The organism is Streptomyces sp. S.PB5 (assembly GCF_030403745.1).
GTDB lineage: Bacteria > Actinomycetota > Actinomycetes > Streptomycetales > Streptomycetaceae > Streptomyces.
Window position 1 is genome coordinate 851,759 of record NZ_JAQMWP010000001.1, and the last position, 26,073, is coordinate 877,831.

20 protein-coding genes are annotated in these 26,073 nt (G+C 70.5%); 15 read left to right on the top strand and 5 right to left on the bottom strand.

Translation table 11 applies throughout. The features are described 5' to 3' along the window. The first annotated feature begins 217 nt into the window (after positions 1–217). Complete coding sequence (gene uvrA, locus PH203_RS03860) at positions 218–3,262, top strand: excinuclease ABC subunit UvrA (RefSeq protein WP_289916030.1); 3,045 nt, start codon at positions 218–220, stop codon at positions 3,260–3,262. Positions 3,263–3,427: 165 nt separating this feature from the next. Here uvrA and PH203_RS03865 read toward each other — a convergent pair whose 3' ends face one another. The 4 genes from PH203_RS03865 to PH203_RS03880 form a co-directional block, all read right to left on the bottom strand. Further along, complete coding sequence (locus PH203_RS03865; RefSeq protein WP_289916032.1) at positions 3,428–4,333, bottom strand: carbohydrate kinase; 906 nt, start codon at positions 4,331–4,333, stop codon at positions 3,428–3,430. Further along, a complete protein-coding gene (locus PH203_RS03870; protein WP_289916033.1) occupies positions 4,330–5,442 on the bottom strand; it encodes a LacI family DNA-binding transcriptional regulator in 1,113 nt (370 codons plus the stop codon). Before PH203_RS03870 ends, PH203_RS03865 begins: the two co-directional genes overlap by 4 nt. A 129-nt stretch (positions 5,443–5,571) precedes the next feature. Then, positions 5,572–6,531 carry a hypothetical protein gene (locus tag PH203_RS03875; protein WP_289916034.1) on the bottom strand — a complete coding sequence of 320 codons (960 nt, stop codon included), beginning with the start codon at positions 6,529–6,531 and terminating at the stop codon, positions 5,572–5,574. 197 nt (positions 6,532–6,728) lie between these two features. Beyond that, the gene (locus PH203_RS03880) at positions 6,729–7,103 is read right to left on the bottom strand and encodes a response regulator (RefSeq protein WP_289916035.1); all 375 of its coding nucleotides are present in this window, start codon (positions 7,101–7,103) and stop codon (positions 6,729–6,731) included. 208 nt (positions 7,104–7,311) lie between these two features. Here PH203_RS03880 and PH203_RS03885 point away from each other — a divergent pair, with 208 nt between their 5' ends. Together PH203_RS03885 and PH203_RS03890 are read left to right on the top strand one after the other, a co-directional pair. Then, positions 7,312–8,106 (top strand): hypothetical protein, encoded by a 795-nt coding sequence (locus tag PH203_RS03885; protein WP_354671231.1) that lies wholly within the window; start codon positions 7,312–7,314, stop codon positions 8,104–8,106. 141 nt (positions 8,107–8,247) lie between these two features. Next, positions 8,248–10,908 carry a PAS domain S-box protein gene (locus PH203_RS03890; RefSeq protein WP_289916037.1) on the top strand — a complete coding sequence of 887 codons (2,661 nt, stop codon included), beginning with the start codon at positions 8,248–8,250 and terminating at the stop codon, positions 10,906–10,908. 107 nt (positions 10,909–11,015) lie between these two features. Here the strand turns inward: PH203_RS03890 and PH203_RS03895 are convergent, their stop codons facing one another. Further along, positions 11,016–11,177 (bottom strand): hypothetical protein, encoded by a 162-nt coding sequence (locus PH203_RS03895; protein WP_289916039.1) that lies wholly within the window; start codon positions 11,175–11,177, stop codon positions 11,016–11,018. Between the two features lie 206 nt (positions 11,178–11,383). Between PH203_RS03895 and PH203_RS03900 the strand changes: the two genes are divergently transcribed. The 12 genes from PH203_RS03900 (at position 11,384) to PH203_RS03955 (ending at position 26,057) form a co-directional block, all read left to right on the top strand. After that, positions 11,384–12,058, top strand: coding sequence for a response regulator transcription factor (locus PH203_RS03900; protein WP_289916040.1), 675 nt, complete (start codon positions 11,384–11,386; stop codon positions 12,056–12,058). 103 nt (positions 12,059–12,161) lie between these two features. Further along, positions 12,162–14,240, top strand: a complete 2,079-nt coding sequence (gene uvrC, locus PH203_RS03905; RefSeq protein WP_289916042.1) for an excinuclease ABC subunit UvrC — start codon at positions 12,162–12,164, stop codon at positions 14,238–14,240. Beyond that, positions 14,237–15,208: an RNase adapter RapZ gene (gene rapZ, locus PH203_RS03910; protein WP_289916043.1), complete on the top strand. Its 972-nt coding sequence runs from the start codon at positions 14,237–14,239 to the stop codon at positions 15,206–15,208. Before uvrC ends, rapZ begins: the two co-directional genes overlap by 4 nt. Further along, positions 15,205–16,272: a uridine diphosphate-N-acetylglucosamine-binding protein YvcK gene (gene yvcK / locus PH203_RS03915; RefSeq protein WP_289916045.1), complete on the top strand. Its 1,068-nt coding sequence runs from the start codon at positions 15,205–15,207 to the stop codon at positions 16,270–16,272. The genes rapZ and yvcK overlap by 4 nt, the downstream gene beginning before the upstream one ends. After that, a complete protein-coding gene (gene whiA / locus PH203_RS03920; protein ID WP_030039584.1) occupies positions 16,263–17,252 on the top strand; it encodes a DNA-binding protein WhiA in 990 nt (329 codons plus the stop codon). Before yvcK ends, whiA begins: the two co-directional genes overlap by 10 nt. 159 nt (positions 17,253–17,411) lie before the next feature. Beyond that, positions 17,412–20,369, top strand: a complete 2,958-nt coding sequence (locus PH203_RS03925) for a M14 family metallopeptidase (RefSeq protein ID WP_289916053.1) — start codon at positions 17,412–17,414, stop codon at positions 20,367–20,369. 226 nt (positions 20,370–20,595) lie between these two features. Further along, positions 20,596–21,606 (top strand): type I glyceraldehyde-3-phosphate dehydrogenase, encoded by a 1,011-nt coding sequence (gap, locus tag PH203_RS03930; protein WP_059197353.1) that lies wholly within the window; start codon positions 20,596–20,598, stop codon positions 21,604–21,606. A gap of 146 nt (positions 21,607–21,752) precedes the next feature. Then, the gene (locus tag PH203_RS03935; RefSeq protein ID WP_289916056.1) at positions 21,753–22,976 is read left to right on the top strand and encodes a phosphoglycerate kinase; all 1,224 of its coding nucleotides are present in this window, start codon (positions 21,753–21,755) and stop codon (positions 22,974–22,976) included. A 6-nt stretch (positions 22,977–22,982) separates the two neighbouring features. Next, a complete protein-coding gene (tpiA, locus tag PH203_RS03940; RefSeq protein ID WP_289916058.1) occupies positions 22,983–23,759 on the top strand; it encodes a triose-phosphate isomerase in 777 nt (258 codons plus the stop codon). Between the two features lie 102 nt (positions 23,760–23,861). Continuing rightward, on the top strand, positions 23,862–24,092 hold the full coding sequence (gene secG, locus PH203_RS03945) for a preprotein translocase subunit SecG (RefSeq protein ID WP_289916637.1): 231 nt from the start codon (positions 23,862–23,864) through the stop codon (positions 24,090–24,092). A gap of 200 nt (positions 24,093–24,292) precedes the next feature. Further along, complete coding sequence (locus tag PH203_RS03950; protein WP_003976875.1) at positions 24,293–24,628, top strand: RNA polymerase-binding protein RbpA; 336 nt, start codon at positions 24,293–24,295, stop codon at positions 24,626–24,628. A gap of 160 nt (positions 24,629–24,788) precedes the next feature. Then, the gene (locus PH203_RS03955) at positions 24,789–26,057 is read left to right on the top strand and encodes an MFS transporter (protein ID WP_289916134.1); all 1,269 of its coding nucleotides are present in this window, start codon (positions 24,789–24,791) and stop codon (positions 26,055–26,057) included. Positions 26,058–26,073 lie beyond the last annotated feature (16 nt).

The window sequence follows — 26,073 nt, forward strand, 5'->3', positions numbered from 1 at the left end:
ACATTAGCCCCGCCACACCTTTGGGTGAAGGTGGTGAAGCAGTGCCGTAAATCGAATGTGCGTGCTATATGGTCGGGAGCGGCGTCGGGCATGCTGGATGGCTCGGGATTGTTGTCCCATTCGGGAATCCGACCGGCGTTGTCAGTGGCTCCCCCTAGTGTGAGAAAGCACGGGGGCCTCGCCCCTGTCACTTCTCTCAAGAAAGGTGCGGACCGGCGTGGCCGACCGTCTCATCGTCCGTGGCGCGCGCGAGCACAACCTGAAGAACGTCTCGCTCGACCTGCCGCGTGACTCGCTCATCGTCTTCACGGGCCTGTCCGGGTCGGGCAAGTCCTCCCTGGCCTTCGACACCATCTTCGCCGAGGGCCAGCGCCGCTATGTGGAGTCACTCTCCTCGTACGCCCGTCAGTTCCTCGGTCAGATGGACAAGCCGGACGTCGACTTCATCGAGGGCCTCTCCCCGGCGGTCTCGATCGACCAGAAGTCGACCTCCCGCAACCCGCGCTCGACGGTCGGCACCATCACCGAGGTCTACGACTACCTGCGCCTGCTCTTCGCACGCATCGGCAAGCCGCACTGCCCCGAGTGCGGGCGCCCGATCACGCGCCAGTCGCCGCAGGCCATCGTCGACAAGGTCCTGGAGCTGCCGGAGGGGAGCCGCTTCCAGGTCCTGTCGCCGCTGGTGCGCGAGCGCAAGGGCGAGTTCGTCGACCTCTTCGCGGACCTCCAGACCAAGGGCTACTCCCGCGCGCGGGTCGACGGCGAGACGATCCAGCTCTCCGAGCCGCCCACGCTGAAGAAGCAGGAGAAGCACACCATCGAGGTGGTCGTCGACCGGCTCACGGTGAAGGACACCGCCAAGCGCCGCCTCACCGACTCCGTCGAGACCGCCCTCGGGCTGTCCGGCGGCATGGTCGTGCTCGACTTCGTCGACCTGCCCGCCGACGACCCCGAGCGCGAGCGCATGTACTCGGAGCACCTGTACTGCGCCTACGACGACCTGTCCTTCGAGGAGCTGGAGCCCCGCTCCTTCTCCTTCAACTCGCCCTTCGGCGCCTGCCCCGAGTGCACCGGCATCGGCACCCGCATGGAGGTCGACCCGGAGCTGATCGTCCCGGACGAGGACAAGTCCCTCGACGAGGGCGCCATCCACCCCTGGTCGCACGGCCACACCAAGGACTACTTCGGCCGTCTGATCGGAGCCCTCGCGGACGCGCTGGGCTTCCGGACCGACATCCCCTTCGCCGGGCTGCCGCAGCGCGCCAAGAAGGCCCTGCTCCACGGCCACAAGACGCAGATCGAGGTCCGCTACCGGAACAGGTACGGCCGCGAGCGCGTCTACACCACGCCCTTCGAAGGCGCCGTCCCCTTCGTCAAGCGCCGGCACAGCGAGTCCGAGAGCGACGCCAGCCGGGAGCGCTTCGAGGGCTACATGCGCGAGGTGCCCTGCCCGACCTGTCAGGGCACGCGCCTGAAGCCGATCGTCCTCGCGGTCACGGTGATGGGGAAGTCGATCGCCGAGGTCTCCGGGATGTCCATCAGCGACTGCGCGGACTTCCTGGGCGAGCTCAAGCTCAACGCCCGCGACAAGAAGATCGCCGAGCGGGTGCTGAAGGAGGTCAACGAGCGGCTGAAGTTCCTGGTCGACGTCGGTCTGGACTACCTCTCCCTCAACCGCGCGGCCGGCACCCTCTCCGGCGGCGAGGCCCAGCGCATCCGCCTTGCCACCCAGATCGGCTCCGGCCTCGTCGGCGTGCTCTACGTCCTGGACGAGCCGTCCATCGGTCTGCACCAGCGCGACAACCACCGGCTGATCGAGACCCTGGTCCGGCTGCGCGACATGGGCAACACGCTCATCGTCGTCGAGCACGACGAGGACACCATCAAGGTCGCCGACTGGGTCGTCGACATCGGCCCCGGCGCGGGCGAGCACGGCGGCAAGGTCGTGCACAGCGGCTCCCTGAAGGAGCTGCTCACCAACGCCGAGTCGCAGACCGGGCAGTACCTGTCCGGCAAGAAGGCCATCCCGCTGCCCGACATCCGCCGCCCGCAGGACCCGTCCCGCAGGCTCACGGTGCACGGCGCCCGGGAGAACAATCTCCAGGACATCGACGTCTCGTTCCCGCTCGGTGTGTTCACCGCGGTCACCGGTGTCTCGGGCTCCGGCAAGTCGACGCTGGTCAACGACATCCTGTACACGCACCTGGCCCGCGAGCTGAACGGCGCCCGGAGCGTTCCGGGACGGCACACGCGCGTGGACGGCGACGACCTGGTCGACAAGGTCGTCCATGTCGACCAGTCGCCCATCGGCCGCACCCCGCGGTCCAACCCGGCGACGTACACCGGCGTCTTCGACCACGTCCGCAAGCTGTTCGCCGAGACCACCGAGGCGAAGGTCCGCGGCTACCTGCCCGGGCGCTTCTCCTTCAACGTCAAGGGCGGCCGCTGTGAGAACTGCGCGGGCGACGGCACGATCAAGATCGAGATGAACTTCCTCCCGGACGTCTACGTCCCGTGCGAGGTCTGCCACGGCGCCCGGTACAACCGGGAGACCCTGGAGGTCCACTACAAGGGCAAGTCCATCGCCGAGGTCCTGAACATGCCGATCGAGGAAGCGATGAACTTCTTCGAGGCCGTGCCGGCGATCAACCGCCATCTGAAGACGCTCAACGACGTGGGTCTCGGCTATGTCCGCCTCGGCCAGTCCGCGACGACCCTCTCCGGTGGTGAGGCCCAGCGTGTGAAGCTCGCCAGCGAGCTCCAGAAGCGGTCCACGGGGCGGACGGTCTACGTCCTCGACGAGCCGACCACCGGTCTGCACTTCGAGGACATCAGCAAGCTGCTGAAGGTCCTCGCGGGCCTGGTCGACAAGGGCAACACGGTCATCGTCATCGAGCACAACCTCGATGTGATCAAGACCGCCGACTGGATCGTCGACATGGGCCCCGAGGGCGGCGCCGGTGGCGGACTCGTGGTCGCCGAGGGCACGCCCGAGGAGGTCGCCGCGGTCCCCGCCAGTCACACCGGCAAGTTCCTGCGGGAGATCCTCGGCGCCGACCGGATCAGCGATGCCTCCTCGGTGAAGGCCCCGCGCAAGACCGCGGCCAAGAAGACCGTCGCCGCCAAGTCGACGGCGAAGAAGACGGCCACCGCCAGGACGACCGCGACCAAGGCCGCCGAGAGCACGCCGGCCAAGAAGGTGGCCGGAGCCACGAAGAAGGCGGCACCCGCGAAGAAGGCGACGCGGGCCCGCAAGGCCTGACGGGCACGGCCCGCCACGAGGGCACTGTCCGACGGACGGCCGGGGCCGCCACGTACCGATCGACTCGGTGCGTGGCGGCCCCGTTCCTGTGAGAGCGGCCTGCAGATGAGACGGCCTGCGCATCAACTCGCGGTACCGGGCCGCTCGCGCGCGACCACGCGGCGGTCAGTCCAGCTCGGAGGCGTACGGCGGCTCCGCCCCCGCCCGTGAGCAGGTGATCGCCGCCGCGCGGGCCGCGAACCGCAGCAGCTGGGTCCAGCCGTCGCGGCCCAGCCCGTCGAGCGCCTCGGCGGACAGGGCGTCCCGGACGGACAGGCCGTGCAGCAGGGCCGCGTTCACCGTGTCGCCCGCCCCGATCGTGTCGACGACGTCGACCTTCTCGCCCGGTACGGCGTGCACCGAGCCGTCCCGGGTGAACGCGGTCAGACCGTCCCCGCCCTGGGTGATGACGACGGCCGAGGGGCCCGCGGCCAGCCATTCACGGGGAGTGCCGCCCAGCCACAGCGCGTCCTCCTCGGACAGCTTGAGCAGGGACACCGAGGGCAGCCAGCTCTTGAACCGGGCCCGGTAGGCGTCCGGATCGGGGATCAGCCCGGCCCGGATGTTCGGGTCGAGCGCGGTGAACACGCCCTGCGCGGCCGCGGTCCGCATCAGCTCCTCGTACACGCTCGCCCCCGGCTCCAGGACCAGCGAGCAGGTGCCGAACGACACCGCGCGCGTGCCGGCGGGGAGGGAGCCGGGGGCCGCGAACAGACGGTCCGCGGTGCCCTCGACGTAGAACGAGTAGGCGGCCGAGCCCCGCGCGTCGATCGTGGCGACCGCCAGCGTGGTCGGCTCCGGTCCGCGCTGCACCGCCGACACATCCACCGACGCCCGACGCAACCCGTCGAGCAGCGCCTCGCCGAAGGCGTCCGACGACGTACGGGAGCAGAAGGCGGTGGGGGAGCCGAGGCGGCCGAGGGCGACGGCCGTGTTGTACGGGCCGCCGCCGAGCGCGGGCGTCAGCCCCGCCAGGGCTCCCGTGCCCTGCGGCACCAGGTCGATGAGGGCCTCACCGGCGACGACGATCACGAGCGGGTTCCTTTCTCGGGCTTGCGAGGCCGTTCCACGACGGCGGGGGAGACGGGCGTATGCAACCGGCCGTCCGGCAGCGGGAGTTCGGGCGCCGCGGCCTTCTCGGGGCAGCCGCACGACGTGCGATGCACGAAGGCGCACGGCAGACGGACCGTCCGGGCGGCGCGGTCCGGCTCGGCCAGGCGTTCCAGCAGCACCGCGACCGCTCGCGCCCCGATCTCCTTGCTGGGCTGGGCGATCGCGGTGAGCCGGGGGGAGAAGAGGTCGGCCCAGGCGAAGTCGTCGAAGCAGCACAGCGCGATGTCGTCGGGCACGGCCAGCCCGCGGTCCCGCAGGGCGCGCAGTGTGCCGAGGGTCATCGCGTTGTTGGCGGTGACGAGGGCCGTCGGCGGCTCGTCGAGGCACAGCAGGGCGGCGGTCGCCCGCTCGGCACCGGCCGACGCGGAGTCGCCATGGACGACCAGCTTCTCGTCGTACGGCAGTCCCGCGGCCGTCAGGCCGGCGCGGTACCCGGCGATCCGCTCGCTGCTGGTGCTGAGCCCGGGCAGCCCCGCGACCAGGCCGATCCGCCGGTGGCCGAGCCCGGCGAGGTGGGTGACCAGCTCGCCGGTCGGTGCGGTGTTCTCGGCGCAGACCTGGTCGAAGCGCGGCGGCGGGTCGTCGACGACGCGGTCGAGCAGCACGGTCGGTACCTCGTGCCGGGTGAGATAGGCGAGGAGGTCGCCCGGTGTCGCGGACGGCGCGACGATCATGCCGTCCACGCGTCGCTCGTGCAGGAGCTGGACGACCTTGCGCTCATGGACGGGGTCGTCGTGCGGGTCGGCTATGAGCAGGCTGTAGCCGTGTTCCAGAGACGCTGCCTCGACTCCCTGGAGGATCTCCGTGAAGTACGGATTGCTGATCGCCGACACCGCGAGCCCGATGGAACGGGTGCGGGAGGTCACCAGCGAGCGGGCCAGGGTATTGGGCGTGTAGCCGAGCTCGTCCATGGCGTCCAGGACGGCCTGGCGGGTGTGCGGCAGGACCGGCCGGGTGTCGTTGAGTACATGGGAGACGGTCGCCACGGAGACGCCCGCGCTGCGTGCGACATCGGCCATCGTCGGCATGACGTCCCGTCCCCTCGTCCTGGGCACCCCTCAGACCGGGAACGTATCCCATCCGCCGATCCGCGTAAACGCTTGCGCAAGCGTTTACGTCAGCTGGAACCGGTCAAACCCGTGCCTCCGCCCGGGCACTCACTCCCAGTCCCACCCGATCCCCACGATCCCCGTCCGCACCCGCGGCTCGACGATGTGCACCGAGCGGTGCAGCCCGGTCAGCGCCAGCTCCTGGCGCCCGCTGCGCGGGGCCGCCGCCGAGTGCTGGGCGAACCGGTGGCAGCGGACCGGCAGCGCGTTCTCGTCGAACCGCACCTGGAGCGCGTACTGCCCGCCCGAGGGACCGAAGCCGCGGACGTACTCGCGGGAGACGCCGGCCGTGCCGTCCTCGACGCCGTAGCGGAACAGGAAGGTGTCGCCGGCCCGCAGCCGGGTGTCGAAGAGCAGCTCGGCGACGAGCACCCCGGTCTCGTGGTGGAGGCGGACGCGTCCCGTGCGGCAGTTCTCCAGGGCGTGCACCTGCATACGCTCCGGCGCGCATCCCGGGTCGCCGTGGTGGACGGCCATGAAGCGGTCGACGCCGTCCTTGTGGGCGCGCACGATGTGGTGCGACTCGCGCCCCAGGAGCTCCCGGCGGCTCCCGATCCGCACCCGCTCATGATGGCCGAGGGTGTGCAGCCCGCCGTCCCGCGGTGAGTCCAGCTCGGCCAGCAGCCGTTCCAGGACTCCGGAGGCCTCGACGAGGGAACGGTAGGAGCGGACGGCGGGGCGCTGGCCTGCGGTGTGTTGTTCCTCGGTCTCGGCGAGCAGCCTGATCAGCGACTCCTCCGGCAGCTGGAGGATCTCCTCCAGCGCCCGCACCGCGCGCAGCGACTCGGGGCGCTGGGGGCGGCGCGCACCCTGCTGCCAGTAACTCAGGCTGGTGACACCGACTTTGACCCCGTAGCGGGAGAGATGGTGCTGCACCCGCTGGAGCGGCAGACCACGGGCGGCTATCGCGGCGCGCAGGGCCACATGGAAGGGGCCGCCTCGCAGGGCCGTGTCCAGTTCCGCGGAGGCGACGGCGGCGACGTCCGCGTGCTGTGTGGCGTGCGGCATGCAGGGGCCTTTCTGTGTGTTCGCGACGGCTGGTCAGACCGTTCGCGCGGATTCGCACCGGGGCCGGGGCATCTTCACATCCGTACGCCGTTCTTCACGGTCCCGAGTTCCCCCGCATTGAAGCGTGTTGACCAAGTCCCGACAACACCTCATGCCCAACAGCCGCGCACTCCCGGCCGGGAGTGTGGCCGGGAATGTCAAGTCGGCGCGACGGTACCGTCGTTGCCGAGTATGTTTCTGATCGCCCGGGCGGACAGCGCGGACTTGGGCAGGAATCCGCGGGCCGGGCTGGCGGCCACGAGTTCCTCGAAGTCGTCCAGGGAGTGCGTGGAGATCAGGATGATCACGGACGAGACGCTGCCGGCCAGTCGTACCGCCAGGTCGAAGCCGCTCTCCCCACCCAGATCGAGATCCACCAGGACGATGTCCGGGGCCAGTTCGGCGGCCCGCGCGAGAGCCTCCGGACCTGACATGGCGACGCCGACGACGGATATTCCGTCCCGCTCCAGAAGCGTGCGCGCGGCCTCCAGGAAACGGATGCTGTCATCGACGAGAAGACAGCGCATGGACATGTCCCACAGCGTCCCAACAGGCAGGTGATTGCGCTTTCCAGCTACCCGGAAAGAGTCGACGCGCGTTGCTTCCGGGCACCTGGAAAGTGCTGAAGTCCCTTGCCGAATCGGGCAGTTCCCGCTCACTCAGCGCAGCGGCGCATCACCGGGGGTAGCATGTGGACTGCCCTGAAAAGGCCGAGGTCGTCCGGTCGAGCGGGGGTGCGCGATGAAGGCGAGGCTGATCCCGGTCTGCGTTCTGCGCGCCGTGCTGCCCGTCGCCGGCTGCAGTGGGGGCGACGACGAGGGCGGCAAGGGGCGTGTGAAGGCCGCCTCCGACACCCCCTGTGACGGCAGGCGCGACGGCACCGGACAGCTCGTTGTACCGCCCCTGGTGACCGCCGCCGCGGCCGGAGGCGATCTGCCGGACCTGCCGGACCTGCCGGACCTGCTCGACTTCGACGGCCCCAACGGCATCGGCACCTTCGACTCGGGACTGGGCCTCTATGCGCGGCCCTCGGTCCTGAAGAAGGCCGGGATCCGTATCCCGACGGGCATCCACTGCACCTGGACCTCGGACGAGTTCACCGGCGTCTTGCACACCCTCCGCAAGGCGGGCAACCGGACGCCCGTCCACATCGGGCTCGTCTACGGCGTCACTTCGGGCGCGGCCGACGGCGACGCCGTACGGCGCTTCCTCGCCTGTCTGCTGGAGCCGGACCGGGTTCACCGGATGAGCGAGGCCGACAACGGCGGGATCCCCGCCACCGGCAGCGCGGTGAAGCGCTCCACCCCGTACGGCAGCGACGGCGCCGGGCATCCGTTCATCGAGCAGCTGACGGCCGGGGTCGCCCGGCCCAGGCCGCGGACGCCCGCCTATCCGGCGATCACCGACGTCTTCTCCCGGGCCTTCGCGAGGATCATGTCCGACCGGGCCCCCGTGAAGGCCGCCCTCGACGAGGCGGCCCGGGCCGTCGACAAGGACCTCGCGGACCATCGGTACCACCCGCCCACCGGCCGCTGAGGACCGACCGTGCGCCGCCGCTCCCCGCCGCCCCGGACCGGACCTGCCAGAGGTACTGGCCGGCCGGGGGAGTCCGGACGACCGTCCGCGCGGCAGGGCCGGCCATCGCTCCTGTCCCGTCTGCGCGTCGGCCGCAAGCTGATGCTGCTCGTCCTGCTGCCGGTGACCGGGCTGCTGGTCTTCACCGCCTTCAGCGCGGTGGCCCAGTGGCACGAGGCCCGCGAGCTGCGCACCTTCCACACCGCGACCGGGCTGTCGTTCTCGATCACCGAGCTCTCCGACTCCGTCGCACGGGAGCGCATCGCCGCCGTGGAGGCCAGGCTGCGCCCCACGCGGACCTCCCTGGCGGAACGGTCCGCCGCCGAGCGGGTCGCCGGCCGCGCGCTGGACCGGGCCACCGGCCGCGCCGCCTCCTGGTCCGAGTCCGATGTCGCCGCTGTCCTCGACGGCGTCAGCCGCGGGCTGCACGCGGTGCGCGTCCAGACCGGCACCGCCTCCCTCGACGCCCTCGCGATGGGCGAGGAGTACGCGGGGATCGAGGACATCCTTCTCGACAACGCCGCCCTCCTCGAATCCGAGCGGCCCACCCGGGAGTCGGGCCGCGCCGCCGACGCCCACATCGCGCTGATCCGCGCCATCGAGGCCGCCGAACGCGAGCGCGTGGAGCTGGCCGTCCTGCTCGACGCCCCCGCCGGCCGGCGCCCCACCGTCGCCGGACGCTGGCCCGCCCTCGAAGCCGCCGAGCTCGACAACTTCGAGCAGAACACCTCGGGCCAGCTGAAGGGGCAGCTGCACACCGTGCAGTTCCAGGCCCCGGGCCGGGCCGTGCACACGGTCCGCGAGACGCTCGGCGCGTCCGACCCCGACACCGCCCACTGGCCCTCGTACGACCGTTGGCTGGCCGACTCCAAGGCCCGCATCGACGGCCTGCGCGACATCCAGGACCGGGCCGCGCGCGATCTCGCCGTCATCGCCGCCCGCGACCGTCACACCGCGGAGAGCCGCGTCGAGCGCGAACTCGCTGTCTCACTGACCGTCCTCGTCGCCGTCACCGTCCTCGCCCTGACCCTGCGCCGGTCCATCACCCGCCCCCTCAGCGAGGTCTCGGAGGGCGCGCGGGCCCTGTCGTCCGGGGATCTCTCGTACGACATCCGGTACGTGGGCCGCGACGAACTCGGCGATGTCGCCGACACCTTCCGCGAACTGCGGGTCACCACCGAGCGGTTGGCCGGGGAGATCCGGACCATGAACTCGGCGATCGACGCCAACCGGCTCGAACACCGGGCCGACGTCGCCTCCTTCGGCGGCACGTGGGCCCAGCTGCTCCGCGGGATGAACGGCACCATGGCGTCCTTCGCGGCGGCCCACGGGCGGCGGGAGAAGGCCGAGCAGGAGGTGGAGAGCATCTTCAACCTCTCCCTCGACCTGCTCTGCATCAGCGGGGTCGACGGCTACTTCAAGCGGGTCAACCCGGCCTTCGAACGGACGCTCGGATACTCGGCCGAGGAACTGCTGTCCAGGCCGTACATCGAGTTCGTGCACGAGGACGACCGGGACGGCACACGCGCCTCCCTCGACCGGCTCGCGAACGGTGTCGCGGTGGCCGAGTTCGAGAACCGCTACCGGCGCGCCGACGGCACCGAGTGCCGGCTCCAGTGGAGCGCCCGGCCGGTCCCCGAGGAGGGGCTCGTCTACGCCACCGCCCGCGATGTCACCGAGAGCCGCCGGGCCGCCCTGGAGCAGGCGGCGCTGCGCCGGGTCGCCACCCTGGTGGCCCGCGGCGCTGCGCCCTCCAAGGTGTTCACGAGAGTGGCGGAGGAGGTCGGGGCCCTGCTGAACACGAGCGCGGCCGTGCTCCGGCAGGAACCCGACGGCAGCCAGACCGTCCTCGGCACCGTGCTCGGATTCCCCGAAAGACTGGAGCGGACCACCAGGGCGACGCGTCGGCAGGCGGGCCGCAAGGCGATACGCGAGATCTCCCGGACCCGGCGCGCGGCCCACGTCGGCCACGCCGTGGGCGCGCCCATCGTCGTCGAGGACCGGCTGTGGGGGTACGTCCTCGCGGCCTCCCCGCTGGACGTGCTGCCCGGCGGCACCGAGGCGCGGCTGGCCGACTTCACCGAACTCGTGGCAGCCGCCATCGCCAACGCCGACAGCCGCGCCCAGTTGACCGCGTCACGCGCGCGCGTGGTGGCCGCCGCGGACGCCTCCCGGCGCCGGATCGAGCGCGATCTGCACGACGGGGTCCAGCAGCGGCTCGTCGCCCTCCAGCTGGATCTGCGGCTGGCCGAGTCGCTGCTGACGGACCCCTCCTCGGAACTCGCCGAGCAGCTCGCCCATGTCGGCAAGGGCCTCGACGACGCCTTCCAGGACCTGCTCCAGGTGGCCCGCGGCATCCACCCGGCCATCCTCTCCAAAGGCGGCCTGGGCCCCGCCCTGCGCTCCCTGGCCCGCCGCTCGGCGGTCCCCGTGGTACTCGACCTGGAACTGCCGACGACAAGGCTGCCGGAACCACTGGAGGTGGCCGCGTACTACGTCACCTCGGAGTGCCTGACCAACGCCGCGAAACACGCGCACGCGCGCGTGGTGAGCGTCGAGGCCGGGATCCGGGACGAGTGGCTGGAGCTCGTCATCCGCGACGACGGTGTCGGAGGCGCCGACCCGGGCCGCGGTTCCGGCCTGATCGGGCTCATCGACCGGGTCGAGGCGATCGGCGGGAAACTCGATGTCAGCAGCCCGCCGGGGGAGGGCACCACCATGGGGGTGCGGCTCCCGCTGAACCCGCCCCCGACGGACATGTGACCGCCCGGCGCGCACGCGGGGGGAGTTGTCCGGGCGGGGGACCTCGGACTGGTGACGTCGCGTACGCACCGGGCGGTCGTCTCGGACGGAGAGGCTGCCGTCCGGTCCTAGAGGCGGTCGCCGCCGCCGTGCCGTGCCGGCCGCACGCGCTTGGCGCGCACTATGTCGGGGTCCCTGGGATCGAGGAGGTCATCGAGGCCGTACGTGTCCTCGGTGCCGGGACGGACACGGGTGGACCGCCGTGGCCTCTCGATCCGTGTCCGCCGCATGTTCCGCAACCCTTCGGTCCCGCGACCCGCCGCTCCTCGCCCGGAGCGGCCGGTCCCTCTGCATCGCACTGGTACGAGAATCGCTCGCCCACGTCCGCATGTCGTCACGGCAAGCCCCCAATTCCGCTTCCGGCTAGCCGTAACCCCATGGGTGGGGCAGGCTGTTGGGCGCGCACCGAACGGTCGGGGCAAGGGGAGCCGGGGCCATGGACGACGCAGCGCGGCGGCAGGTGCGGGGACGGGTCGTCCTCGCCGACGACGACATCCTGCTCAGGGAGGGCCTGGCGAGCCTGTGCGAGCGGGTCGGGTACGAGGTGCTCGGCCAGGCGGGGGACGCCGAGCGGCTCCTGGAACTGGTCGACGAGGAGCGGCCCGACATCGCGATCGTCGACATAAGGATGCCGCCCGACCACTCCACGGAGGGCCTCAAGGCGGCCCGCACCATCCGCGAACGCCACCCGCACACCGGCATCCTCGTCCTGTCCGCGTTCGTCGAGGTCGAGGACGCCCTGGAGCTGCTGGCGGGCGGACGCGGGGTCGGCTATCTGCTCAAGAGCCGGGTCACGGTCGTCGACGAGTTCATCGACGCCCTGGACCGCATCGCCAAGGGCGGCTCGGTGGTGGACCCCTCACTGGTCCACGAACTGTTCACCGCCCAGCGCCGCGACGACCCCCTCTCCCACCTCAGCTCCCGTGAACAGGAGGTCCTCGCCCTCATGGCGGAGGGCCGCTCGAACGCCGGCATCGGACGCCGGCTGTGGGTCACCGAGGGCACCGTCGAGAAACACGTCCGCAGCATCCTCGGCAAGCTCCGCCTCACCGAGGACACCGACGACCACCGCCGGGTGCTGGCCGTGCTCACGTTCCTGGAGTCCAGATAGGAGCCGTCCGTCCAGGCCGGAGCCGTCCGCTCCGGATGGGAGCCGCCCGGCCGTTGTCCACAGCCCCGCCGGACTGTCAGCCCCCGCCAGTAGGGTGGGAGACATGGCCGATCCCTCCAGCTACCGCCCCAGGCCGGGGCAGATCCCGGACTCTCCCGGGGTCTACCGATTCCGCGACGAGCACCGCCGGGTGATCTACGTCGGAAAGGCCAAGAGCCTGCGTCAGCGCCTGGCGAACTACTTCCAGGACCTGGCGGGCCTCCACCCGCGCACCCGCACCATGGTGACCACCGCCGCGTCCGTGGAGTGGACGGTGGTGTCCACCGAGGTCGAGGCCCTGCAGCTGGAGTACTCCTGGATCAAGGAGTACGACCCCCGGTTCAACGTCAAGTACCGCGACGACAAGAGCTATCCGTATCTCGCGGTGACGATGAACGAGGAGTTCCCGCGCGTGCAGGTGATGCGCGGTCACAAGAAGAAGGGCGTCCGCTACTTCGGGCCGTACGGGCACGCGTGGGCGATCCGCGACACCGTCGACCTGCTGCTGCGTGTCTTCCCCGTCCGCACCTGCTCCGCCGGTGTCTTCAAGAACGCCGCCCGCACCGGCCGCCCCTGCCTCCTCGGCTACATCGGCAAGTGCTCGGCCCCCTGCGTCGGCCGGGTCTCCGCCGAGGAACACCGCGAGCTCGCCGAGGAGTTCAGCGACTTCATGGCCGGCCGGACCGGGACGTATCTGCGCCGCCTGGAGAAGCAGATGACGGAGGCGGCCGAGGAGATGGAGTACGAGCGGGCCGCTCGCCTGCGCGACGACATCCAGGCCCTGAAGAAGGCCATGGAGAAGAACGCGGTCGTGCTCGCCGACGCGACCGACGCCGACCTCATCGCGGTCGCCGAGGACGAGCTCGAAGCCGCCGTGCAGATCTTCCACGTCCGCGGCGGACGCGTGCGCGGCCAGCGCGGCTGGGTCACCGACAAGGTCGAGGAGATCACCACCGGCGCCCTCGTCGAGCACGCCCTCCAGCAGCTCTACGGCGAGGAGACCGGGGACTCCGTCCCCAAGGAGGTCCTCGTCCCGGCCCTGCCCGAACCCGTCGAGCCGGTCCAGGAGTGGCTCACCGGGCGCCGCGGGTCGAACGTCTCGCTGCGCATCCCGCAGCGCGGCGACAAGAAGGCGCTCATGGAGACCGTGGAGCGCAACGCCCTCCAGGCCCTCGCCCTGCACAAGACCAAGCGCGCCTCCGACCTGACCACGCGCTCGCGTGCCCTGGAGGAGATCGCCGAGGCCCTCGACCTGGACAGCGCCCCGCTGCGCATCGAGTGCTTCGACATCTCCCACCTCCAGGGCGACGACGTCGTGGCGTCCATGGTCGTCTTCGAGGACGGGCTGCAGCGCAAGAGCGAGTACCGGCGGTTCCAGATCACGGGTCGTGTCGGAGACACGCAAATCTGGCACGGCGAGGGGCAGGACGACGTCCGCTCCATGCACGAGGTGATCACGCGCCGCTTCAAGCGGTACCTCGCCGAGAAGGAGAAGACCGGCGAGTGGGTGGACAACCTGCCCGACGGTGAGCTCGGGGACGGCGGCCTCAAGAACGAGGACGGCCGCCCCAAGAAGTTCGCCTACCCGCCCCAGCTCCTCGTCGTCGACGGCGGCCAGCCGCAGGTCGCGGCCGCCAAGAAGGCCCTCGACGAGCTCGGCATCGACGACATCGCCGTCTGCGGCCTCGCCAAGCGCCTCGAAGAGGTCTGGCTGCCCGACGAGGACGACCCGGTGGTCCTGCCCCGCACCAGCGAGGGCCTCTACCTCCTCCAGCGCGTCCGCGACGAGGCCCACCGCTTCGCGATCACCTACCAGCGCACCAAACGGGCCAAGCGCTTCCGGTCGAGCCCCCTGGACGACGTCCCCGGCCTCGGGGACACCCGTAAGCAGGCACTTCTGAAACATTTCGGCTCGTTGAAGAAACTTCGCTCTGCCACCATCGACCAGATCTGCGAGGTCCCCGGCATAGGCCGTAAAACGGCCGAGACCATTGCCGTGGCCCTCAGCGAGGCGGCACAGCCCGCTCCTGCGGTGAACACGGCCACCGGAGAGATCATGGAAGAGGAACCCGGCACCATGGGTTTTAGTGGGGAGCCCCTTCGGACGGGCGCCCCGGACGAACGACGGGGGCAGGAGACATGAATGTGAACGAGAACGAAGGCCGAGAGAGCCAAGGCGGAGACGGAGCACAGGTGAGTACGGGCACGAGCACGGGCACGACCGGCGAAGCCGCCGGGATCCCCGACGCGGCCATCCCCGAGCTGGTGATCATCTCCGGCATGTCCGGGGCCGGCCGGTCGACCGCCGCCAAGTGTCTGGAGGACCTCGGCTGGTTCGTCGTCGACAACCTGCCGCCCGCGCTGATCCCCACCATGGTGGAGCTCGGCGCCCGCTCCCAGGGCAATGTCGCCCGGATCGCGGTCGTCGTCGACGTCCGCGGCCGCCGCTTCTTCGACAACCTGCGCGAGTCCCTCGCCGACCTGGAGGCCAAGCACGTCACCCGGCGGATCGTCTTCCTGGAGTCCTCCGACGAGGCCCTGGTCCGCCGCTTCGAGTCGGTGCGCCGCCCGCACCCCCTCCAGGGCGACGGCCGCATCGTCGACGGCATCGACGCCGAGCGCGAGCTGCTGCGCGAGCTGCGCGGCGACGCCGACCTGGTCATCGACACCTCCAGCCTCAACGTGCACGAGCTGCGCGCCAAGATGGACGCCCAGTTCGCCGGCGAGGAGGAGCCCGAGCTGCGGGCCACCGTCATGTCCTTCGGCTTCAAGTACGGCCTCCCCGTCGACGCCGACCTCGTCGTGGACATGCGCTTCCTGCCCAACCCGCACTGGGTCCCGGAGCTGCGCCCCTTCACCGGCCTCAACGAGGAGGTGTCGGCGTACGTCTTCAACCAGCCCGGCGCCAAGGAGTTCATCGACCGCTACTCCGAGCTGCTCCAGCTGATCGCGGCCGGCTACCGCCGCGAGGGCAAGCGGTACGTGACCATCGCGGTCGGCTGCACCGGCGGCAAGCACCGCTCCGTCGCCACCTCCGAGAAGCTCGCCGCCCGACTCGCCTCCCAGGGCGTGGAGACGGTGGTCGTACACCGGGACATGGGACGGGAATGACAGAACGTTCTCCGCGGCTGAGCAGGCTGCGCCGGGTCGTGCCCGAGGGACGCGCGACCCGGCCCGTGGAGGCCCGCGGCGCCAGACCGCGCCGCCGGGGCGCCCAGCCCAAGGTCGTCGCCCTGGGCGGCGGCATGGGCCTGTCCGCCTCGCTCGCCGCACTGCGCCGGATCACCGGCGACCTCACCGCCGTCGTCACCGTGGCCGACGACGGCGGCTCCAGCGGGCGGCTCCGTGACGAGCTGGGCGTCCTGCCGCCCGGCGATCTGCGCAAGGCGCTGGCCGCGCTGTGCGGGGACGACGACTGGGGCCAGACCTGGGCCCGGGTCATCCAGCACCGCTTCCACTCCAAGGGCGACCTGCACGAGCACGCGGTCGGCAATCTGCTGATCGTCGCCCTGTGGGAGCAGCTCGGCGACCATGTCCAGGCTCTCGACCTGGTCGGCAAGCTGCTCGGCGCGCACGGGCGCGTGCTGCCCATGTCCGCCGTACCCCTGGAGCTGCAGGCCCTGGTCAAGGGGCACGACCCGGACCGGCCCGACGACGTGGACACCGTGCGCGGACAGGCGACCGTCGCCCTCACCCCGGGCGAGGTGCAGTCCGTGCACGTCGTGCCGCACGACCCGCCCGCCGTTCCCGAGGCGGTCGCCGCCGTCCTCGATGCGGACTGGGTGGTGCTCGGCCCCGGCTCCTGGTTCTCCTCGGTCATCCCGCATCTGCTGGTGCCCGAGCTCCTGGACGCCCTCATCCAGACGAAGGCGCGCCGGGTACTCTCCCTGAACCTCGCCCCGCAGCCCGGAGAAACCGAAGGCTTCTCCCCGCAGCGTCATTTGGAGGTTTTGGGACGACACGCCCCTAAACTCGCCCTGGACGTGGTGCTGGCCGACCAGGCCGCCGTGCCCGACCGCGACTCGCTGACCGACGCCGCCAAGAGGTTCGGCGCCGCGGTCGAGCTGGCGCCGGTGGCCCGGCCCGACGGAACACCGAGGCACGACCCGGAGCTGTTGGCCGCCGCGTACGACCGTATTTTTCGGATGCATGGAAGGATCGGCCCATGGCGATGACGGCAGCGGTGAAGGACGAGATCTCCCGGCTCCCCGTCACCCGGACCTGCTGCAGAAAGGCGGAGGTCTCCGCCATCCTGCGGTTCGCCGGCGGCCTTCACCTGGTGAGCGGGCGCATCGTGATCGAGGCGGAGCTGGACACCGCGATGGCGGCCCGGCGGCTCAAGCGGGACATCCTGGAGATCTTCGGCCACAGCTCGGAGCTGATCGTGATGGCACCGGGCGGACTGCGCCGCGGTTCGCGTTACGTGGTGCGCGTGGTCGCCGGCGGTGACCAGCTGGCCCGGCAGACCGGACTGGTGGACGGACGGGGCCGCCCGATCCGGGGGCTGCCCCCGCAGGTCGTCTCCGGGGCCACCTGTGACGCGGAGGCCGCCTGGCGCGGGGCCTTCCTGGCGCACGGCTCGCTGACCGAGCCCGGCCGTTCCTCCTCCCTGGAGGTGACCTGTCCGGGTCCGGAAGCCGCGCTCGCCCTGGTCGGCGCCGCCCGCCGGCTCTCCATCGCCGCGAAGGCCCGTGAGGTCCGCGGGGTGGACCGGGTGGTGGTCCGCGACGGCGACGCGATCGGCGCGCTGCTCACCCGGCTCGGCGCCCATGAGTCGGTGCTGGCCTGGGAGGAGCGCAGGATGCGCCGCGAGGTCCGCGCGACGGCGAACCGTCTCGCCAACTTCGACGACGCCAACCTGCGCCGCTCGGCTCGCGCGGCCGTCGCCGCCGGAGCCCGGGTGCAGCGCGCCCTGGAGATCCTCGCCGACGACGTGCCCGAGCACCTCGCCGCCGCCGGCCGGCTGCGCATGGATCACAAGCAGGCCTCCCTGGAGGAGCTGGGCGCGCTCGCCGACCCGCCGCTGACCAAGGACGCCGTGGCCGGCCGTATCCGTCGGCTGCTGGCGATGGCCGACAAGCGGGCCCAGGATCTCGGCATCCCGGGCACCGAGTCCAGCATCACCGAGGAGATGGCCGACAACCTCGTGGGCTGAAAAGCCTGGTTGACGAACCGTCACCACGCCGGTGCCGATGCTCCATCGGAGTGTCGGTACCGGCGTCGGTCTGTGTTTGGGGCCCCCTTGACTGGATCATGAACTGTCATGAGCCTGGCATGTGTTCGCTGCTGTGGCGGACAAACGCAAGGGGGGCACATGAGACGAAGAGCGAGACCGATCCTCGCCGTTGGTGCACTTCTCCTGGGCGGCGCGGGCCTCGCGCCCATCGCCCAGGCCGCGGAGAGCGCGGCCTCTCCCGAACCCGACGAGATCAAGGTCTTCCGCGCCGAGGTCACCAACAAGCAGGTACCCCTGCTGCTGGCGGCCGGCCAGGACGGCCATGAACTGAGCGAGCAGGTACCCGCCAAGGGCACCGCGACGGTCGAGGTCTACCTCACCGACAAACAGGCCGACAAGCTGGAGAAACAGGGCGTCGAGCTTACTGAGCACACCCTCTCCGCCAAGGCCGAGGCCCGGGTCGACGCCGCCGCCGACGGGGTGTTCCGCCCGTACAGCGGGGCCGGCAACATCAAGGAGGAGATCCTCCGCACCGGCCGGCAGAACCCGGGCCTCACCAAGGTCGTGTCCATCGGGAAGACGGTCAACGGCCAGGACATCCTCGCGCTCAAACTGACCAAGAACGCGAAGAAGACCAAGGACGGCGCCAAACCCTCGGTCCTCTATCTGTCCAACCAGCACGCGCGCGAGTGGATCACGCCGGAGATGACCAGGCGACTGCTCCACCACTACGTCGACAACTACAGGACCGACAAGCGCATCAAGAAGATCGTCGACTCCACCGAGCTGTGGTTCGTCATCTCGGCCAACCCCGACGGCTACGACCACACCTTCCGGAGCGACGACACCCGTCTGTGGCGCAAGAACCTGCGCGACAACAACGGCGACGGGAGCATCGCCGTCGGTGACGGTGTCGACCTCAACCGCAACTTCTCCTACAAGTGGGGCTACGACAACGAGGGTTCGTCGCCCAACCCCACCAGTGAGACCTACCGCGGCGCGGGCCCGGCCTCCGAGCCCGAGACCAAGGCCCTGGACGCCCTCCAGAAGCGGATCGGCTTCACGTACGGCATCAACTACCACTCCGCCGCCGAACTCCTCCTTTACGGGGTCGGCTGGCAGGTGGCCACCGACACCCCCGACGACGTCCTCTACAAGGCGCTCGCCGGCACCCCGGACAACTCCGCGGTCCCGGGCTACCGGCCGCAGGTCTCCTCGGAGCTGTACACCACCAACGGCGAGGCGGACGGCCACGCGTCGAACGTCAACGGCCTGGCGATGTTCACCCCCGAGATGTCGACCTGCCAGACCGTGTCGAACCTCTACCCGGACGACCAGTGGAACGCGGCCGACTGCCAGTCGGTCTTCAACTTCCCGGACGACGAGAAGCTGATCCAGGCGGAGTTCGAGAAGAACATCCCCTTCGCGCTCTCCGTCGCCGAGTCCGCCGGGCGGCCCGACCAGCCGAAGTCCGCGCTCGGTCTCAAGGCCGCCGACTTCACCCCGAAGACGTTCGCCACGTCGTACTCGCGCGGCGCGGACCAGGAAGTCTCCGTCGTCGTACGCAAGTCCGTGCGCGACAAGGAGCTCAAGTACCGCGTCAACGGCGGCCGGGTCGAGGACATGGCGCTGAGGGCCTGGAAGGGCGGCGAGACCTTCGGCGGTGAGGACAACCTCTACTTCGACGAGTACCGCGCCAAGGTCGCCGACGGTGATCCGGGCGACAAGGTCGAGGTGTGGTTCACCGGCGAGACGCGCGGCGGAAAGCCCACTTCCAGCGAGCACTTCACGTACACGGTCGCCGAACGGCCGCGCGCGGACACGCTCGTGGTCGCCGAGGAGGGCGCGACCGCCACACAGGCGCAGACCTACGTCGACGCGCTGAAGGCCAACGGCCGCAAGGCGGTCGTCTGGGACGTCGCCGCCCAGGGCGCGCCGGACGCGCTCGGTGTGCTGAAGCACTTCAAGACGGTCGTCCACTACACGGGCGCGAGCGTCCCGGGCAACGCCACCCAGCTCCAGCTGCGCGCGTTCCTCAACGAGGGCGGCAAGCTGATCGAGGCGGGCGAACGGGCCGGAGGCAGCGTCGACCTCGGCGGGGGCACCCTGTCGAACGACTTCAGCCAGTACTACCTCGGCGCCTTCACCCGCACGTCCCTGCCGGGCGTCACCGCCTTCCAGGGCTCGGGCAAGCTCGCCGGAGCCGGTGGACCGCTCGGGGCGGCCCCGGGCAACCCGCTCGACACGGCCGGGTCGTTCAGCGTCACCTCGGACACCCTGCCGGTCGCCGGCTTCCCGCAGTTCGCGAGCGCGGGCGCGGGCTTCTACCCGGGCACGGCCAACCCGTACGGCCCGTACGAGGGTTCCTCCATGGCCGCCGTCACGCACAGCGACTACGCCTGGAACCGCCTCACCCGCACCATCGACCTCACCTCGGTGACCGCCGCGCAGGCACCCACGCTCAGCACCCGCCTGCTGTGGAACACCGAGGAGGGATACGACCACGCGGTGCTGGAGGCGCACACGGCCGGGGCGGACGACTGGACCACGCTGCCGGAGAAGAACGGCAAGACCAGCACCGCCGTTCCAGTGGAGTGCGAGGCCGGGTACTTCATCGCGGCCCACCCCGCGCTCAAGCGGTATCTGACCCTCGGCGACGGCGACGGCGCCTGCACGGCCACCGGCACCAGCGGTCAGTGGAACAGCTTCACCGGGGCCTCGGCCGGCTGGCAGCCGGTCGAGTTCGACCTCTCCGCCTACGCGGGCAAGACGGTCGAGATCTCCCTCAGCTACATCACCGACCCCGGATCCGGCGGCCGCGGCGTCCTCGCCGACAACGCGTCCGTCGTCATCGGCGGCAACGCCACCGAGGCCGAGGGCTTCGAGACGTCGCTGGGCGCCTGGAGCGTCCCCGGACCGCCCGCCGGCAGCCCGGCGGTCGTACGGGACTGGGCGCGCACCGGAGAGCTGTTCAAGACCTACGGCGCGGTCACCACGGACGACACCGTGCTCCTCGGCTTCGGCCTGGAGCACGTCACCGCGGCGGCCGACCGCAAGGCACTGTTCGGAAAGGCGCTCGCCGCACTCGGCCGGTGAACACCGGTCAACGGTGACCGACTCTCCGTAACCGATTCGAGCGACAGGGTCTTTCGACCCGGGCGGTCCGTACCCCTACTGGCGGGTACGGACCGCCTGCCCGTGTATGCGGCATCTCGATGTCACTCAGGGAGCCTCAGGGAGGTAGGGTCGTAGGCGGTCGGGGACATCCCAAACAGAGCTCGCCGGCACCGCATAGCCGGCGTACCAACGAGGAGATCGGTTCGTGACGATCCGCGTAGGCATCAACGGCTTCGGTCGTATCGGTCGCAACTACTTCCGCGCACTGCTGGAGCAGGGTGCTGACATCGAGATCGTGGCTGTCAACGACCTGGGTGACACCGCGACCACCGCTCACCTGCTGAAGTACGACACCATCCTGGGCCGCCTCAAGGCCGAGGTCTCGCACACCGCCGACACCATCACGGTCGACGGCCACACCATCAAGGTGCTCTCCGAGCGCAACCCCGCCGACATCCCGTGGGGCGAGCTGGGCGTCGACATCGTCATCGAGTCGACCGGCATCTTCACCAAGAAGGCCGACGCCGAGAAGCACATCGCCGGCGGCGCCAAGAAGGTCCTCATCTCGGCTCCGGCCAAGGACGAGGACATCACCATCGTGATGGGCGTCAACCAGGACAAGTACGACGCGGCCAACCACCACGTCATCTCCAACGCCTCCTGCACCACCAACTGTGTGGCGCCGATGGCCAAGGTCCTCGACGAGAACTTCGGCATCGTCAAGGGTCTGATGACGACGGTCCACGCGTACACCAACGACCAGCGCATCCTGGACTTCCCGCACTCGGACCTGCGCCGTGCCCGCGCCGCCGCCGAGAACATCATCCCGACCACGACGGGTGCCGCGAAGGCCACCGCCCTGGTCCTCCCGCAGCTCAAGGGCAAGCTCGACGGCATCGCGATGCGCGTCCCGGTCCCGACCGGCTCGGCCACCGACCTGGTCGTGGAGCTCCAGCGCGAGGTCACCAAGGACGAGGTCAACGCCGCGTTCAAGAAGGCCGCCGACGACGGCGACCTCAAGGGCATCCTCTTCTACACCGAGGACCCGATCGTGTCCTCGGACATCGTGAGCGACCCGGCCTCCTGCACCTTCGACTCCTCCCTGACCATGGTCCAGGAGGGCAAGTCGGTGAAGATCCTCGGCTGGTACGACAACGAGTGGGGCTACTCCAACCGCCTCGTCGACCTCACGGTCTTCGTCGGCAACCAGCTCTGATCGCCGGAGCAGGAGCAGACAGCTCGATGTGAGTGAAGGGCCCGGTCGGCGCAGGGACGCGCCCGCCGGGCCCTACTCACGCAGCGAACGGCCCTCTTAGGATCACCAGCGATCCGAGTATCAAACCCTCCTCGGGAGTCCCCTTAATGAAGACGATCGACGAACTTCTCGCCGAAGGCGTCGCAGGCAAGCGGGTCTTCGTCCGCGCCGACCTCAACGTGCCGCTGGAAAACGGCACCGCCACTGTGAAAATCGCTGACGACGGCCGTATCCGCGCCGTGCTGCCCACCGTCAAGGCGCTGGCCGAGGCGGGCGCCCGCGTGGTCGTCGCCTCCCATCTGGGCCGCCCCAAGGGCGCCCCGGACCCGGCCTTCTCCCTCGCGCCCGCCGCCGCGCGCCTGGGCGAGCTGCTCGGCGCCGACGTCGCCTTCGCCACCGACACGGTCGGCGAGTCCGCCACCGCCACCGTCGCGGGACTCGCCGACGGTCAGGTCGCGGTCATCGAGAACCTGCGTTTCAACGCCGGCGAGACGTCCAAGGACGACGCCGAGCGGGGCGCCTTCGCCGACCAGCTGGCCGCCCTCGCCGACGTCTACGTCGGCGACGGCTTCGGCGCGGTGCACCGGGGGCACGCCTCGGTCCTCGACCTGCCGGCCAAGCTGCCGCACTACGCCGGCTACCTCATCGCGGGCGAGGTCGCCGTCCTCAAGAAGCTGACCGACGAGGTCCGGCGTCCGTACGTCGTCGCCCTCGGCGGCGCCAAGGTCTCCGACAAGCTCGCCGTCATCGACCAGCTGCTCGGCAAGGCCGACCGCCTGCTCATCGGCGGCGGCATGGCGTACACCTTCCTCAAGGCCAAGGGCCACGAGGTCGGCATCTCCCTCCTCCAGGAGGACCAGGTCCCGGCAGTCAAGGAGTACATCGAGCGCGCGGAGAAGAACGGCGTCGAGCTGGTCCTGCCCGTCGACGTCCTGGTCGCCGGGGAGTTCCCGGACCTGAAGACGAAGGCCCCGGCCAACCCCACCACCGTCGCCGCGGACGCCATCCCGGCCGACCAGGAGGGCCTGGACATCGGTCCGGAGACCCGCAAGCTGTACGCCTCGAAGCTCGCCGACGCCGCGACCGTCTTCTGGAACGGCCCCATGGGCGTCTTCGAGCACCCCGACTACGCCGAGGGCACCAAAGCCGTTGCCCAGGCCCTCCTCGACTCCCCGGGCTTCACCGTGGTCGGCGGTGGCGACTCCGCCGCGGCCGTCCGCATCCTGGGCTTCGACGAGAACGCGTTCGGCCACATCTCGACCGGCGGCGGCGCCTCCCTCGAATACCTCGAGGGCAAGACGCTCCCCGGCCTCGCCGCACTGGAGGACTGACCCCGCATGACCACTCGCACGCCGATCATGGCGGGTAACTGGAAGATGAACCTCAACCACCTCGAGGCCATCGCACACGTCCAGAAGCTCGCCTTCGCCCTCGCGGACAAGGACTACGAGGCCGTCGAGGTCGCCGTCCTGCCCCCCTTCACCGACCTGCGCTCCGTGCAGACCCTGGTCGACGGCGACAAGCTGAAGATCAAGTACGGCGCCCAGGACATCTCGGCCCAGGACTCCGGCGCCTACACCGGCGAGATCTCCGGCGCCATGCTGGCCAAGCTGAAGTGCACGTACGTGGCGATCGGCCACTCCGAGCGCCGCCAGTACCACGCCGAGACCGACGAGATCGTCAATGCCAAGGTCAAGGCCGCCTACAAGCACGGCCTCACCCCGATCCTGTGCGTCGGCGAGGAACTGGACGTCCGCGAGGCGGGCAACCACGTCTCCCACACCCTCGCCCAGGTCGAGGGCGGTCTGAAGGACCTCCCGGCCGAGCAGGCCGAGTCGATCGTGATCGCCTACGAGCCCGTGTGGGCCATCGGCACCGGCAAGGTCTGCGGCGCCGAGGACGCCCAGGAGGTCTGCGCCGCGATCCGTGGCAAGATCGCCGAGCTGTACACCCAGGAGCTGGCCGACCAGGTCCGCATCCAGTACGGCGGCTCCGTGAAGTCCGGCAACGTCGCCGAGATCATGGCGCAGGCCGACATCGACGGGGCGCTCGTGGGCGGTGCGTCGCTCGATGCCGACGAGTTCGTCAAGATCGTGCGCTTCCGCGACCAGTAAGTATGCGGTAGCGGCGATCCGTCGTACCCTTGCGGGGGCACAGCCCAGTGGCTGTGCCCCTGTCGTCCATCCAGATCCGAGGAAGTTGGTCCAGCCGTGGTTATGGGGTTCTCGATCGCCCTGATCGTCTTCAGCGGGCTGCTGATGCTGCTGGTGCTGATGCACAAGGGCAAGGGCGGCGGCCTGTCCGACATGTTCGGTGGCGGTATGCAGTCCTCCGTCGGCGGCTCCTCGGTCGCCGAGCGCAACCTCGACCGGATCACCGTCGTGGTCGGTCTGCTGTGGTTCGCGTGCATCATCGTGCTCGGCCTTCTCATGAAGGTGAACAACTGACCGGCACGCACAATCCGTACGTAAGGCCCCATGTTCGGTACGCGCACCTGAGCGCGGCCTATCATGGGGCTTGCGTCTAGGTGTGGGGGCTGTAACTCCAATCACTGGACGCGCGTTGGGCCTTACGTAGACTGAGGCGCTCGCAACGAAGCGACAACGCCGACTCGCTTCGCGGCACCATCACGCAGGGAGTTACGACCGTGGCAAGTGGCAACGCGATCCGAGGAAGCCGGGTCGGGGCGGGGCCGATGGGCGAGGCCGAGCGGGGCGAGTCCGCGCCCCGGCTGCGCATCTCCTTCTGGTGCTCCAACGGGCACGAGACGCAGCCCAGCTTCGCCAGCGACGCGCAGGTTCCCGAGACCTGGGACTGTCCGCGCTGCGGCTTCCCCGCCGGACAGGACCGGGACAACCCGCCGGACCCGCCGCGCACCGAGCCGTACAAGACGCACCTCGCGTATGTACGGGAGCGGCGCAGCGATGCGGACGGCGAGGCGATCCTCGCCGAGGCGCTCGCCAAACTGCGGGGCGAGATCTAGGAATCGACAGCCGGCCGGGCACCGACAGGTGCCTGGCCGGAGCTGTATTCGCCTGTCCACAGCCCCGCATCGCAGGTTGTCCACAGGCCCACCGCATTGTCAGTGGTGGCCTTTACGGTTTGTGCATCGCTGCAGAGCGAGCGAATCGTGAGGGGGAGCTGTGGCTGTGGTCGAGGCTGCGGGCGTGCGTGCGCCCGCGTGGCGCGGGGGGTTCGGGCGGCTGTGGAGCGCCGCCGTGCTCTCGAGTTTCGGTGATGCGCTGCGGACGGCGGCGCTGCCCCTGCTGGCCGTCACCCTGACCGACGAGCCCCTGGCCATAGCGGCCGTCACCGCCTGCGGCTATCTGCCCTGGCTCGTCTTCGGACTGCTCGGCGGAGCCGTCGCCGACCGTGTGGACCAGCGGCGCGCGATGTGGACCGTGGACGCGGTACGAGGCCTGCTCGTCGTCTGCTTCGCCGTCGCCGTGGCGCTCGGGCACGCCTCCATCGGACTGCTGATCGCGCTGGCCTTCGCGCTGACCACCCTGCAGACCCTCTTCGACAACGCGTCCACCGCCCTGCTGCCCGCCCTGGTCGACGGCGAGGCCCTCGGCAGCGCCAACGCCCGCCTGATGACCGGGCAGAAGATCGCGGGCGGACTCCTGGGCGCCCCCGTCGTGCCCCTGCTGCTGGCGGCGGGCGCGGCCGTGCCCTTCGTGGCCGACGCGGCGACCTTCCTGGTGGCGGCCGCGCTGGTGGCCTCGCTGCGCACCGCAGTGCCCGCACGGAAGCCGAGACCGGCGGGCAGCACCCTGCGCCGGGAGATCGCCGAGGGGCTGCGCACCCTCGGCCGCGACCGGGCCCTGCGCGGCCTGTGCGCGGCGACCGCCCTGTGCAACGTCGGCGTGGGCGCCCTCATCGCCACCATGGTGCTGCTGGTGACCGGCTGGACGGGCGCGAGCAGCGCCGGGTACGCGGCGGCGACGACCGGCTACACCGTCGGCTCGCTGGCCGGCGGAGTACTCAACCTGCTGCTCGTCTCCCGCATAGGGCGAGTGCGGTCGGTGCTGCTCGCCGGGAGCGTGCAGATCGGGGCGCTCGTGGTGATGGGGTCGGTGCGCAGCCTGCCCGTGCTGGTGGCCGCGATGGCCGTCTTCGGGCTCATGGGCATGGTGTGGAACGTCAACACCACGACCCTGATGCAGGAGCGCAGCCCCGCCGAGATGCTGGGCCGGGTCAGCTCGGCCTTCCGGACGCTGGCCGTGGCCGGGGCACCCCTCGGTGCACTGCTCGGCGGCGCGGTCGCCACGGCCTGGGGCCTCAACACCCCGGCACTGCTCGCGGCCGGTTTCTTCGTCCTGTCCGTCGCCTCGTTGACACCTGCGCTCAAGCGGGACGTATCTGTTGACGCACCCGAGGACAGCGCCACGGCAGCTCATGTCACGCGCTGATCAACTAGGTTGGACC